Source organism: Wenzhouxiangella sp. AB-CW3 (assembly GCF_014725735.1).
Lineage (GTDB): Bacteria > Pseudomonadota > Gammaproteobacteria > Xanthomonadales > Wenzhouxiangellaceae > Wenzhouxiangella.
Map to the genome: position 1 here is coordinate 362,738 of NZ_CP061368.1, position 11,681 is coordinate 374,418.

Consider the following 11,681-nt stretch of genomic DNA (forward strand, 5'->3'; position numbering starts at 1 on the left):
GCGGTGAACCGGCTGGGCTCAGGCTTCGATCAGCGTTGCCAGTTGAATCTGCTCACCGTCGAGCCAGGCCTGAACCGGTTGGCCCGAGAGATTCTCGGGGAGGCGTTCAAATACCTTGTAGGTCCCGGCCACCGAAACCAGTTCGGCCCGGAAGTCCAGGCTGTAGACGCGGGCCGAGCGATTGCCCCGGGCGCCGGCCAGGGCGCGTCCGCGAAGACATCCATAGACGTGGATGGAGCCATCGGCAACCAGTTCGGCGCCGGCGCCCACGTTACCCACGACCACCAGGTCGCCGCCACGGGCATAAACCTGCTGGCCGGAGCGTACCGGACGGTCAATGCACAAAGTGCTTGCGGACGAGTCCTCGCCGGGGGCACTTTTCTGCTGCCGCTCGCTTTCCCGGGGTTCGGTCTGGCGCCCGATCACGGGCAGCTCGATCATGCCCTCCAGCTTGCTGGCTGTTTTGCCGGCGGTCAGGCCGGCAACAATGAATCCTTGCGACTGGAGGGCGGAAAGCAGCTCTCGAATCTCCTCGACGGGCGCCGGATCAATATCAGGCAGGTCCAGCAACAGGGCGGCATCAGCCAGCATTCCGGGCGCCTGCCGGCGGCGCTCCAGCAGCTCGGCGCAGATGGCCGGCGGGTCGAGGCGGTGAATGCGCAAGGCGAGCGCACCCAGTTGCACGAAGCGCAGTTCTGCAGCTTGAGACATGCGGGCTGGTCGATGACGAACGATACGTCATTATCGCATGGCCACCAAGGCTGGCCGACGCGACTTCTCGCCTGAGTTCTTGCCGTTGGCTTGATGCCGGTCAACGTCCCGGCTGTCAGGGCATGTCACTCTGCAAGCAACGGATTGGGCGTTTCCATTCTCGAGGAGTGACTTGCCATGTCTGGAAAATTGCTTCTGGCCGTAATATCGACGGCTTTCCTGATAGTGTTGACTTCATCTGTCCCAGTGCCGGTTGTTGCCTCCGAGCCGGAGACCGACGAAGTGGTCGATCGGATTCGCGTGGTAGCTCCGCGCGTGACACGCAGTTCTCGTGGCTCCGGGCGCTACGTGGTCGAGACGGCAGAGCGTAGCGACTACGTGTATTACGGCGATCTGGATCTGACCCGCACCACTGACCTGTTCGAGTTGCAGGATCGCATTGGCGAAATGGCCACCGAAATCTGCGAGTTGCTGACCGAAATGTTTCCTCGCGGCTCTCCTTCGACGGCCACCTGCATTCAGCGGGCCATTGATGATGCCTCGCCACTGGTCGATGCGGCAGCGCGCGCGGCCATTGGCAAATAGCATGTCGCCGGGGGTATGCTGGGCAGCGAATACGGATCGGGCTGGATCGCGGCCGGGCTTCCCGTAGAGGATTGCCAAGTCTGCTGACCTGGGCCTTGAATTGATCTCGTGATCGGTCAAGAATGCCGGGATGCATCCATTCATTCCCGGAGAAACGCCGTGAACCGTTGTCTGTCTGTATCTTCCGCCGTGCTGTTGCTGCTGGCCGGGTCGTGGGCGCTGGAACTGCGTGCCGAGACTGCGGACTGGCATGACTGGATCGACGAGCAGAGCGAGGTGCTGTTTGATCGCGTCGTCGAATGGCGCCGGCATTTTCACGCCAATCCGGAATTGTCCAACCGTGAATTCGAGACAGCCGCCTACATCGAGGAATTCCTGCGCGATCTGGATCTGGAGGTGCAGACCGGCATAGCCCACACCGGTGTGGTTGGAGTTCTCGAAGGGGGGCGGCCGGGTCCGGTGGTGGGGCTGCGGGCCGACATGGATGCACTGCCGGTGCCTTCCCGCGCGGGCCTGCCGTTTTCGCCCGATGGCGTGACCGGCGAGTATCTCGGCGAAGAGGTGCCGGTATCGCATGCCTGTGGCCACGACACCCACATGGCCATGCTCATGGGCGTGGTCGAGATATTCGCTGCTCGCCGCGATGAGTTGCCCGGCACCATCAAGTTCATCTTCCAGCCGGCCGAGGAGGGCACCCCGCCGGGCGAGGACGGTGGTGCCGAGATGATGGTGGAAGAGGGCGTGCTTAGAGACCCCGATGTCGACGTGATTTTCGGCCAGCATATCTGGTCGCTGGCGCCGGTCGGTCAGATCGGCTATCGCCCCGGCGGCATCATGGCCGCTTCCGATCAGTTCACCATCACCATCCATGGCGAGCAGACCCATGGCTCAACGCCCTGGACCGGTGTCGATCCGATCAGCGTGGCCGCCCAGGTCATCATCGGGCTGAACATGATCGTCAGCCGCCAGACCGAGTTGACCAAGGAGGCTGCCGTGATCTCTGTCGGTCGCATCCGATCGGGTGTGCGCAACAACATCATTCCCGAGTCGGCGGAACTCATCGGCACCATCCGCACGCTGGATACCGAGATGCAGGACAAGATTCATGAAGACATCCGCCGCACCGTGGAACATATCGTCGCCAGCCAGGGCGCGACAGCGGATGTCGAGATCGAGCGCGGCTACCCGGTCACCTACAACGACCCGGAGCTGACCGCGCGCATGGCGCCCAGCCTCGAGCGCGTTGGCGGTGATCAGGCCAAGGTTGTCGATGCCATCACCGGTGCCGAGGATTTCTCGTTTTTCCAGCAGCAGGTGCCGGGGCTGTATTTCTTCGTCGGTGGCATGCCCCCCGATGCCGACCCGGAAGAAATGGCGCCTCATCACACGCCAGACTTTTACATCGACGAGGACGGCATGAAAACCGGCGTTCGGGCTCTGGCGACGCTGGCCATTGATTACATGCTCGGCGAACAATGAGTTCTGCCAATAAACCTACTCCCACACTTCACAGCGCTCGGTCGGATGCCACCCGCTGCCCCTTAACATCCGACATGGACAGTCTCCCCCACCAGCCGTTATCCTCAAGCGCCCTTTCTTAAGCTGCGGAGCCAAGACCATGTCCGACCACATCTATAAGCATATCGAACTGACCGGCTCATCCACCGAGAGCCTGGAGCAGGCCATCCGCAATGCCATCAAGCGGGCCTCGAAGACGGTGCGCAACATGCGCTGGTTCGAGGTCATCGATACGCGTGGTCATATTACCGAAGGCGATGTCGAACACTGGCAGGTCACGATCAAGGTGGGTTTTACGCTCAATGAGTGATCGTGTGCTCTCGCGACTGATCGCCAGGGGGCGTTGACGCCTCCATGTCTCTCATTTCCATTCGTGCCCTCGATTTCAGTATCGGCGGGCCGTTGCTGCTCGAAAAAGCCGAACTCGACGTTGGCACGGATGAGCGCATTGCCTTGGTGGGTCGCAATGGCGCGGGCAAGTCGACCCTGCTGAAACTGATGGCCGGCGATATTCATCCCGATGACGGGCAGATCGTCTACGGGCCGGGTGTTCGTGTTGCACGGTTGCAGCAGGAAGTGCCCGAGTCGGCCGGTGGCACGGTATTCGACCAGGTGATTGCCGGCGCTGGCGAGCTGGGTGAGTGGCTGGCCGAGTATCACCGTGTCAGTCAGGGTGAATTTGACCCGGAGACCCTGGCCGCGCTGCAATCCCGCATCGAGACGGCCGGTGGATGGGACCTGGATGCCCAGGTCGAGCGCGTGATCGACCACCTTGGCCTGGACGGTGAAGTGCCGTTTGACCAGCTCTCCGGCGGCATGAAGCGCCGTGTCCTGCTCGGCCAGGCGCTGGTGCGCCAGCCCGATGTCCTGCTGCTCGACGAACCGACCAACCACCTCGACATCGAGGCCATCGAGTGGCTGGAAGACATGCTCCGGAGTTTTGCCGGCACGTTGGTCTTCGTGACTCACGATCGCCGCTTCCTGCGCTCGCTGGCCACGCGCATCGTCGAAATCGACCGTGGTCAGGTGACGTCCTGGCCGGGCGACTGGGACAATTACCTCAGACGAGTCGAGGAGCGCGCCCATGCCGAGGCGCTGGAGAACCAGCGCTTCGACAAGCGCCTGGCCGAGGAGGAGGTCTGGATTCGCCAGGGCATCAAGGCCAGGCGCACCCGCAACGAGGGCCGCGTGCGTGCCCTCAAGGCCATGCGTGCCGAACGCGCGCAACGGCGCGAACGTCAGGGTAATGTGCGCATGGAAGCCGCCAGTGCGGGTCAGTCGGGTCGCAAGGTGATTCAGGCCAAGAACATCTCGTTTGCCTGGGATGGCCGGGCCATGGTCAGGGACTTCTCGACCACCATTTTCCGCGGGGACCGCATTGGGCTGATCGGCCCGAATGGAAGTGGCAAATCCACGCTGCTCAAACTTATGCTCGGCCAGCTTCAACCGGATCAAGGCGAGGTCCGGCTGGGGACCGGGCTGGAAATTGCATATTTCGACCAGCACCGTTCGGTGCTGCGCGAGGACTGGAACGCGGCCGAGAATGTTGCCGAAGGCCGGGAGTTCATCGAACTCAACGGGCGCAGAAAACATGTCATCGGCTACCTGCAGGATTTCCTGTTTACCCCCGAAAGGGCGCGCGCGCCGATCACTCGTCTGTCGGGTGGTGAGCGCAACCGGCTGCTGCTGGCCCGGTTGTTTGCCCGCCCCTCCAACCTGCTCATCATGGACGAGCCCACCAACGATCTCGACGTCGAGACCCTTGAGCTGCTCGAGGACGTATTGGCCGACTACACCGGTACCCTGCTGCTGGTCAGCCACGACCGCGATTTTCTCGACAACGTCATCACCGCCAGCCTGGTGATGGAGGGTGACGGCCAGATCGGCGAATACGTCGGCGGCTACAGCGACTGGCTGCGCCAGCGTCCCCGGAATGATGCGGATGAACCGGTCAAGCCCGAGTCACAGCCGGATCCCCGGCCCGCGCCAAGAACCAACAGGGCAAACAAGCCGGCCAAGCTCAGCTACAAACTGGCCCGCGAGCTCGAGCAGTTGCCCGGCGAGGTCGAGGCGTTGGAAGTACGCATGGCCGAGCTGACCGAGCGCATGAACGACCCGGATTTTTTTCGTCAGGATGCCGAGGCCATCACCCGCCTGACCGGCGAGGTCGAATCGCTGCAGGCTGAGCTGGACCGGGCCTATGAGCGCTGGGAAGAGCTCGAATCCCGGCAAGCCTGAGGCCGTCCCGTATCTACGGTCAGACCATCACCGTGTAGAGTGGAGGTTGGTGCAAACACACATTGGAGGTCGAGAATGATGCAACGTGCAATGCTTTGTGTTGCGCTGCTCGCGCTGCTTGGCGCCTGCGGAGACTCCGGCGACGCCGAGGAACGCTACTTCGAGCATTACGAGGAATCGATTGATCGGGCCGAGGAAGTGCGCGACGAACTGCAGGAAGTCGAAGAACGCCGTCGCCGCCAGCTCGAGGAAAACGACTCCTGAAATTCAGTTCTTAGGTTCAGTTCTCACCTTGCCATTCGAGCACGGTCTTGACGACCGGCTCGATGGCAGGTGGCTCGCCTTCGGTGAGTGGCATCGGCACCAGCAGGCCGCGATGCGAAGCATCGAGGACCAGCGGCTCGGGCTGGTCGGGCAGGGCGAGTGATTCGACCGGCACCACGCCGTCGCCCAGCCCGGCACCGATATCATCCCAGCGCTCCAGCAACTCTTCGACAACTCCCTCGCGGCCGAATTGTTCGACCAAGGCGGACACGCTTTCGGTCATGGCGGGGGTGGGCTCGGCCAGCACTCCGCCAATGATCTTCATCTCCACCCAATCCGGCCAGTCGCGCTCGTTGAGTTCGCCCAGGAAGCGGCTGTCGGGACGAAGATCGATTTTGGCCGCACCGGTGCCGTCGCGCAGGGCGGCGAAAAGTGAAAAGCGCCGCTCGCGGATGTCGCTGATCCATTCCCTCAGTTCCAGCCAGGCGCGCAGTCGCGCCCATTCCGAGCCCTGGTTGGGGGTGCCTACCAGGATGACGCCCGCCACCGCAGGCCCATCGACCCGGGCATCGGCATCGGCCGGATGGCGCCAGCGGGTGATGAAATCCCGGATCACCAGTCCGCCCATGCTGTGGCCGATAAGAATCAGTTCGTGGTCGCTGTCCAGTTCCGGCCAGTGCTCGGCCAGCAGGTCGGTGCTGTGGTCGATGGCCTGGTCGTTGGGATAACGGAATTCCCATGCGTTGATGCCGGCCTCGTCGAATGCGTTGGCCAGTTCATCCCAGATGCCGCCAGGTTCGTCGAGCCCGTGTAGCAGCAGCACGTCGGGTGGCCGCGAGTCGTCATGGCGTTGCGAGCGCGGGATGAATCCAAAGAGCTCGTCGGGCAGTGCCATTTGCTCCGGAAACCAATCGTGCAACTGTTCCTGCACCTGCAGCCGCAATTCGCGCTCTTGTTCCGGATGATGTTCAGTCCACCACAGCCACTTGGCTATTCCGCCCAGTATGGCAACGGCCACGACCAGGCCGATTGTCCTGCGCCATGGAAAACCTGACCTGCCTTTCCGGGTTGACATGCGTGGATGGCCTCCGTATCCCACCTGTAGATCACGATATCACGCGAGAGTTTCTGAGCCATCGTCCGAATGGTGAAGAATGGCTGCGTGGTTACTGCACTTGGTGGCAGAATCAGTCCAGATCACTCCAGAAACAGGTGCTGCGCCATGCCGATTCGATTCGATCGAAACAAACTCCGGGAAACCCGGCAGACTTCCTGGCTGATGCTGGACCTGTTCATGGTCGTACTGGTCAGCATCAACCTGGTTTTCATCGTCTTCGACACGCTCTATGGCACCGTGGCCATGCAGCAGTTGCTCGAAGGCTTCTCGCCCGCATTCAACGCGTTTTACGACGAGCGGGTGCATCAGCATTTTCTCTACTACGACCTGATATTCGTCGCCATCTTTCTGGCCGAATTCTGCTTTCAGTGGGTGATGTCAGTACGCAAGCGCATTTATCCGCGCTGGTATTTCTACCCTTTCATGCGCTGGTACGACCTGGTCGGTTGCATCCCCATCGGTTCGCTGAGAATGCTGCGGCTGTTACGGATCGTCTCGCTACTTGTGCGACTGCAGAAGATGGGCGTGATCGACATGACCGAGACGCGCATCTATCGCTTCTTCGAGTTCTACTTCAATGCCTTTATCGACGAGGTTTCCGACCGGGTCATGATCCGCACTCTCGACGACGTCAGGCGCGAAGTCGAGGATGAAACGCCGATTACCCGCAAGGTGATCACCGAGGTTATCGCCCCGCAGCGCGAGTTGCTGGTCGAGCACCTGTCGCGTCGAATCGGCCTGATCGCGCAGAACAGCTACCAGCAGCACCAGGACACGATACGGGAGTACGTCGACTCGGTTATTGGCGACGCGGTGCGCGCCAATGCCGGGATTCGCAATCTCGAGCGCGTACCCATGCTCGGGCGTGCCGTGGTCGGCCAGCTTCAGCAGTCGATCAACGACATCGTTTACGAGGTCTTCGACCGCACTGTTCGCGATGTCAGTGCCGCCGAGAACAACCGCCTGGTCGACGAAAGTGTCTCGGTCATCATCGATGCCATCCTCGACGACCACCCCGAGCTTGGCGATATCGGCACGAAGATGACAGTGGAGGCTATCGAGCTGATCAAGGAGCGCGTTCGTGTCCAGCACTGGAAGGATCAGTTGCGACGTCGACATGAGCGGGCGGAGGCCATGCCCTGATTGAAGCCCTGAATGCGATCTACATTCGTGCCGGGTTAATATCATGCAACTGCATTCGTAGATATCACACCCAAAAGAGGACCACTGGCATGGCCAATCGTCGAGACCTGGAAGCAGGCATCGAAACCGACCTGAAAGACCGTCTGACCTACTCGGGCTACCTCGGGCTGGAACGCCTGCTCTCGGCCCAGCAGCCGCTGTCGAACCCGGCGCACCATGACGAGATGCTGTTCATCGTCCAGCACCAGACCTCGGAGTTGTGGATGAAGCTGCTGTTGCACGAGCTGGGTGCGGCAGTGAACCATGTTCGCTCCGACGAGCTTGAGCCCTGTTTCAAGATCCTTGCCCGCGTCAAGCAGATCCAGCGCCAGTTGTTCGAGCAATGGGCGGTACTGGAAACGCTCACGCCCTCGGAGTATGCCGAGTTTCGCGGCGTGCTCGGTGGAGCCTCGGGTTTTCAGTCGCCACAGTATCGGGCGCTGGAGTTTCTGCTGGGTAACAAGAATGCCGACATGCTCAAGGTCTTCGACCACGAGCCTTCAGTTCATGCCTGGCTGAAGAACTATCTCGACCAGCCCAGCCTTTACGACGAGTTCCTGCGCTACCTTTCCCGTCGCGGTCTGCCGGTGCCTGCCGACAAGGTTGAACGCGACTGGGCTGAACCCTACGAGTCCGATCCGGGTGTCACCGAGGTGTTTCGCCAGGTCTACACCGATCGCGAGGCGCACTGGGATGCCTACGAGATGGCCGAGAAGCTGATCGATATCGAGGAGGGCTTTCATCTCTGGCGCTTCCGCCACATGAAAACCGTCGAGCGCGTCATCGGCCACAAGCGCGGAACCGGCGGATCGTCCGGGGTGAGTTTTCTCAAGCGCGCGCTCGAATTGCAGTTCTTCCCGGAATTGATTGACGTTCGCACAGAAATCTGATCACCTGTCGTCCCGGAATCGCCGCAGGCGATGTCCGGGACCCCGCACGCATTGGTTCTGTTTGGAGCTGTGCCATGGGCTACCGTGCGAGGCCCCGGATATTGCCTGCGGCAATTCCGGGGCGACGGCACTTGTATTGTCCCTGCTCCCCGATCCCGTTAACCGTCTCTAGTCTCCTCGTTTACCTTCACCTTTCACCTTTCACCTTTCACTTATTACTTTCCCCAACCTTTCCCGCACCAGTCGTTCGCCCTCATCCAGATCAACCTCCTCCAGGGAGCCGGCCTCCCGCGTCAGCTCATCGAGGATTCCGGCCTGTATGCGACCGCGCCGCTGGGCCTCGGCGTAGGGCAGGGTGCGGAACATGACCATGGCGTAGCGCGGTACATACAGCTCGGGCAGGCGGGTGTAGAGTTCGGCCTCGATCTGTTTTTGCAGCTGAAAGGTCGGGTCGGCGACCTTGTCGCGCATTTCGATGTAGTTCTCCAGCGCCATGTCGGCGATGGCATCGGCGTTGGGCTTGCGCCGCCTTTCGTATTCGGCCAGCAGGGTGGGCCAGTCGGCGACGTTCTTGTCGAGCAGGCGGTTGAGCTCGGTGCAGTCCTCGAAGGCGCAGTTCATGCCCTGGCCGTGGAAGGGCACCACGGCGTGGGCGGCATCGCCGACCAGGGCGATGTGGTCGTGGTGCCAGGGTTGGCAGCGGACCGTGCCCAGAGGGCTGACCGGGTGCTCGGCGTGCTGGCGGGCGAAGTCCTCGCCGACCAGGTCCATGAAATCGGGAAATTCCTGTTGGAAGAATGCCTCGGCGGCGTCGGCATCGGCAATGGCGGCAAACGAGCGTTCGTCTCCCTCGTGGGTCAGAAACAGGGTGGCGGTAAAGCTGCCGTCGGGATTGGGCAGGGCAATCAGCATGAACTCGTGGCGCGGCCAGATGTGCAGGGCATCGGGCGCGAGCCGGTGTGCGCCGTCGGCATCCGGTGGAATATTGAATTCCTGGTAGCCGTGGGGCAGCCAGTCGATGGTGGTGTCGGTGTTCGCGCCCGATTCCAGCGCCTGGCGCACGACCGAGCCGGCACCATCACAGCCCAACAGGGGGGAGCCGGTCAGGTCGATGGCCGCTCGCCCGGCCGGCTGCAACAAGGCGTTGGCCGGGTCCAGCGATTCGATTGGGCTGTCGAAGTGAAAGCGCGCACCGGCGGCTTCGGCCGCGTCGATCAGGATCTGGTTGAGTTCGCCGCGATGGACCGAGTGGATGACCTCGTCGGCATGGGTCGAGTAGGGTTGCAGAGACTGATTGCCGTCGCGGTCGTGGATCATGCGCCCGCGCATCGGCAGTGCCATGTTCATTACCTCGTCGAGCACGCCGATCTCGCGCAGGGCCACGATGCCGCGTTCGGACAGCGCCAGGTTGATCGAGCGCCCGCGCTCGACGGCCTGCCGCCGCATGTCGGCGCGCTTTTCGAATACCTCCACGGCCAGTCCCCGCCGCGCCAGGTAGCAGGCCAGCACACACCCGGCCAGCCCGGCCCCGGCGATGTGGATGGGTTGTTGTTGGTCGATGGTCATGTGTTTATACCGACTCCTGATTCATGCGGTACTTGATCTGGAAAGAGGGGTAGAGGGGGAGAGGAGGAGAGGGAAAGCCGACAAGAATGACAGGTCGCCACCTCCAAGCAAGTTCCTCTGACCCTCTCTTCTTCTACTCCTCTAATCCTCTATTCCTCTACCCGTCTTCCCTCACACATCCGCCAGCCTCACAAGCTGTCCATCAGCGCCCTGACCAGTCGCAGGCAATCATCGTAACGGCTATACATCGGCACTGGCGCGACGCGGATCACGTCGGGTTCGCGCCAGTCGCCGACGATGCCCTGGCCTGTCAGGTACTCGAAGACCTCGCGCCCGGAGTGTTCGGGATGAGTGATGCGCAGCGAGAGCTGGCAGCCGCGTCGGGCCGGGTCGGCGGGGGTGATGATCTGGACGTGTTCGGCCAGCAAACGCCGGACCATGGCTTCGAGGAACCCGGTCATCTTCTCCGATTTCTCACGCAGGGCGTCCATGCCGGCCTCGGCAAACATTTCGGTGGCCACGCGCACCGGGGTCAGGGCCAGGATGGGCGGGTTGCTGAGCTGCCAGGCATCGGCACCAGGGGTGGCATGAAACTCCGGCCCCATGCGAAAGCGCGACCCGGCATCGTGGCCCCACCAGCCGGCAAAGCGCGGGAGTTTTCTCAAGTCGGTGACCCGGCCATGGCGTTCATGCACGAAACAGCCGGCCACGGCTCCAGGCCCGGAATTGCAGTACTTGTAGTGGCACCAGGCGGCGAAGTCACAATCCCATTCATGCAGTCTCAGGGGTACGTTGCCGGCGGCGTGGGCCAGATCCCAGCCGATGGGGACACCATGGCGGCGGGCAGTTGCGGTAATGCCGGCGATATCGAACAACTGCCCGGTGCGGTACTGAACGCCCGGCAGCAGCACCAGGGCCAGCTCGCCGGCATGGGCCTCGATGGCCTCGATGACGCGCCGGTCATCAAGCAGGCCGGAGTCGGGATCGGGGGCGAGCTCGATCAGATCGTGTTCGGGATCGCCACCGTGAAAGATGACCTGCGACCAGGTGGCATGGCGGTCGGAAGGAAAGGCCCCAGCCTCGATCAGAATCTTTCGGCGCACGCCTTCGGGGCGATAGAAGCTCACCATCATCAGGTGCAGGTTGACGGTAAGACTGTTCATGGCCACGACTTCGTGCGGCTTCGCGCCGACCAGGCGGGCCAGCGGCTCGCGCAGGAACTCATGCGCCGGCATCCACGGATGCGGTCCCGCGAAATGCCCCTCGACGGCCTGCTCGGCCCACATGTTCAGGTCGGCCTCCAGCGCGGCACGAGTCGCTTTTGGCTGCAACCCCAGCGAGTTGCCGCAAAAGTAGGCCTGCTCGCCGCCACGGTCGTCGCGCGGAATATGAAATCGCTCGCGCCATCCGCCCAGCGGATCGGCCTGGTCGAGTTCGCGCGCCAATACGGCGGCTTGTTCCAGGTTGGTGAATTCGGGTGTGTTCATGGATACCGGATGGATCGGGAATAGGAATGGACCGGACAAGATTAACGCAGAGCGGGGCGTGGAACGCGGTCGTGTCTCAGGATTGATATTCGTGGTGGCTTCGAGGCCAGCCTCCATTGGGAG

Annotated in this window: 11 protein-coding genes; 7 read left to right on the plus strand and 4 right to left on the minus strand. The window is 62.1% G+C overall.

Annotated elements, in window-relative coordinates; genetic code table 11:
• Positions 1-18: 18 nt before the first annotated feature.
• Complete coding sequence (gene minC, locus IC757_RS01520; protein WP_190975654.1) at positions 19-711, minus strand: septum site-determining protein MinC; 693 nt, start codon at positions 709-711, stop codon at positions 19-21.
• Between the two features lie 177 nt (positions 712-888).
• Here minC and IC757_RS01525 point away from each other — a divergent pair, with 177 nt between their 5' ends.
• The 5 genes from IC757_RS01525 to IC757_RS01545 all read left to right on the plus strand — a co-directional run bounded on the left by IC757_RS01525 (position 889) and on the right by IC757_RS01545 (position 5,316).
• Positions 889-1,296: a UrcA family protein gene (locus IC757_RS01525; RefSeq protein ID WP_190975655.1), complete on the plus strand. Its 408-nt coding sequence runs from the start codon at positions 889-891 to the stop codon at positions 1,294-1,296.
• A 159-nt stretch (positions 1,297-1,455) separates the two neighbouring features.
• A complete protein-coding gene (locus IC757_RS01530) occupies positions 1,456-2,775 on the plus strand; it encodes an amidohydrolase (RefSeq protein WP_223846205.1) in 1,320 nt (439 codons plus the stop codon).
• A gap of 139 nt (positions 2,776-2,914) precedes the next feature.
• Positions 2,915-3,124 carry a dodecin gene (locus IC757_RS01535; RefSeq protein ID WP_190975656.1) on the plus strand — a complete coding sequence of 70 codons (210 nt, stop codon included), beginning with the start codon at positions 2,915-2,917 and terminating at the stop codon, positions 3,122-3,124.
• Positions 3,125-3,168: 44 nt separating this feature from the next.
• Positions 3,169-5,052, plus strand: coding sequence for an ATP-binding cassette domain-containing protein (locus tag IC757_RS01540; RefSeq protein ID WP_190975657.1), 1,884 nt, complete (start codon positions 3,169-3,171; stop codon positions 5,050-5,052).
• A 75-nt stretch (positions 5,053-5,127) separates the two neighbouring features.
• Positions 5,128-5,316: a hypothetical protein gene (locus IC757_RS01545; protein WP_190975658.1), complete on the plus strand. Its 189-nt coding sequence runs from the start codon at positions 5,128-5,130 to the stop codon at positions 5,314-5,316.
• 16 nt (positions 5,317-5,332) lie between these two features.
• Here IC757_RS01545 and IC757_RS01550 read toward each other — a convergent pair whose 3' ends face one another.
• Positions 5,333-6,391 (minus strand): alpha/beta fold hydrolase, encoded by a 1,059-nt coding sequence (locus IC757_RS01550; RefSeq protein ID WP_190975659.1) that lies wholly within the window; start codon positions 6,389-6,391, stop codon positions 5,333-5,335.
• A gap of 147 nt (positions 6,392-6,538) precedes the next feature.
• Here IC757_RS01550 and IC757_RS01555 point away from each other — a divergent pair, with 147 nt between their 5' ends.
• Both IC757_RS01555 and kynA read left to right on the plus strand, forming a co-directional pair.
• On the plus strand, positions 6,539-7,576 hold the full coding sequence (locus IC757_RS01555) for an ion transporter (protein WP_190975660.1): 1,038 nt from the start codon (positions 6,539-6,541) through the stop codon (positions 7,574-7,576).
• An 89-nt stretch (positions 7,577-7,665) separates the two neighbouring features.
• On the plus strand, positions 7,666-8,505 hold the full coding sequence (gene kynA / locus IC757_RS01560) for a tryptophan 2,3-dioxygenase (RefSeq protein WP_190975661.1): 840 nt from the start codon (positions 7,666-7,668) through the stop codon (positions 8,503-8,505).
• 201 nt (positions 8,506-8,706) lie between these two features.
• Here the strand turns inward: kynA and IC757_RS01565 are convergent, their stop codons facing one another.
• Both IC757_RS01565 and kynU read right to left on the minus strand, forming a co-directional pair.
• Positions 8,707-10,071, minus strand: coding sequence for an FAD-dependent oxidoreductase (locus IC757_RS01565; RefSeq protein ID WP_190975662.1), 1,365 nt, complete (start codon positions 10,069-10,071; stop codon positions 8,707-8,709).
• Between the two features lie 188 nt (positions 10,072-10,259).
• Positions 10,260-11,558: a kynureninase gene (kynU, locus tag IC757_RS01570; protein WP_190975663.1), complete on the minus strand. Its 1,299-nt coding sequence runs from the start codon at positions 11,556-11,558 to the stop codon at positions 10,260-10,262.
• Between the last annotated feature and the right edge of the window lie 123 nt (positions 11,559-11,681).

Excerpts from the sequence above, each read along its gene's own strand:
- minC (WP_190975654.1), bottom strand. The coding sequence starts at position 711 with ATGTCTCAAGCTGCAGAACTGCGCTTCGTGCAACTGGGTGCGCTCGCC.
- IC757_RS01525 (WP_190975655.1), top strand. The coding sequence starts at position 889 with ATGTCTGGAAAATTGCTTCTGGCCGTAATATCGACGGCTTTCCTGATA.
- IC757_RS01535 (WP_190975656.1), top strand. The coding sequence starts at position 2,915 with ATGTCCGACCACATCTATAAGCATATCGAACTGACCGGCTCATCCACC.
- IC757_RS01540 (WP_190975657.1), top strand. The coding sequence starts at position 3,169 with ATGTCTCTCATTTCCATTCGTGCCCTCGATTTCAGTATCGGCGGGCCG.
- IC757_RS01545 (WP_190975658.1), top strand. The coding sequence starts at position 5,128 with ATGATGCAACGTGCAATGCTTTGTGTTGCGCTGCTCGCGCTGCTTGGC.
- IC757_RS01550 (WP_190975659.1), bottom strand. The coding sequence starts at position 6,391 with ATGTCAACCCGGAAAGGCAGGTCAGGTTTTCCATGGCGCAGGACAATC.
- IC757_RS01555 (WP_190975660.1), top strand. The coding sequence starts at position 6,539 with ATGCCGATTCGATTCGATCGAAACAAACTCCGGGAAACCCGGCAGACT.
- kynA (WP_190975661.1), top strand. The coding sequence starts at position 7,666 with ATGGCCAATCGTCGAGACCTGGAAGCAGGCATCGAAACCGACCTGAAA.
- IC757_RS01565 (WP_190975662.1), bottom strand. The coding sequence starts at position 10,071 with ATGACCATCGACCAACAACAACCCATCCACATCGCCGGGGCCGGGCTG.
- kynU (WP_190975663.1), bottom strand. The coding sequence starts at position 11,558 with ATGAACACACCCGAATTCACCAACCTGGAACAAGCCGCCGTATTGGCG.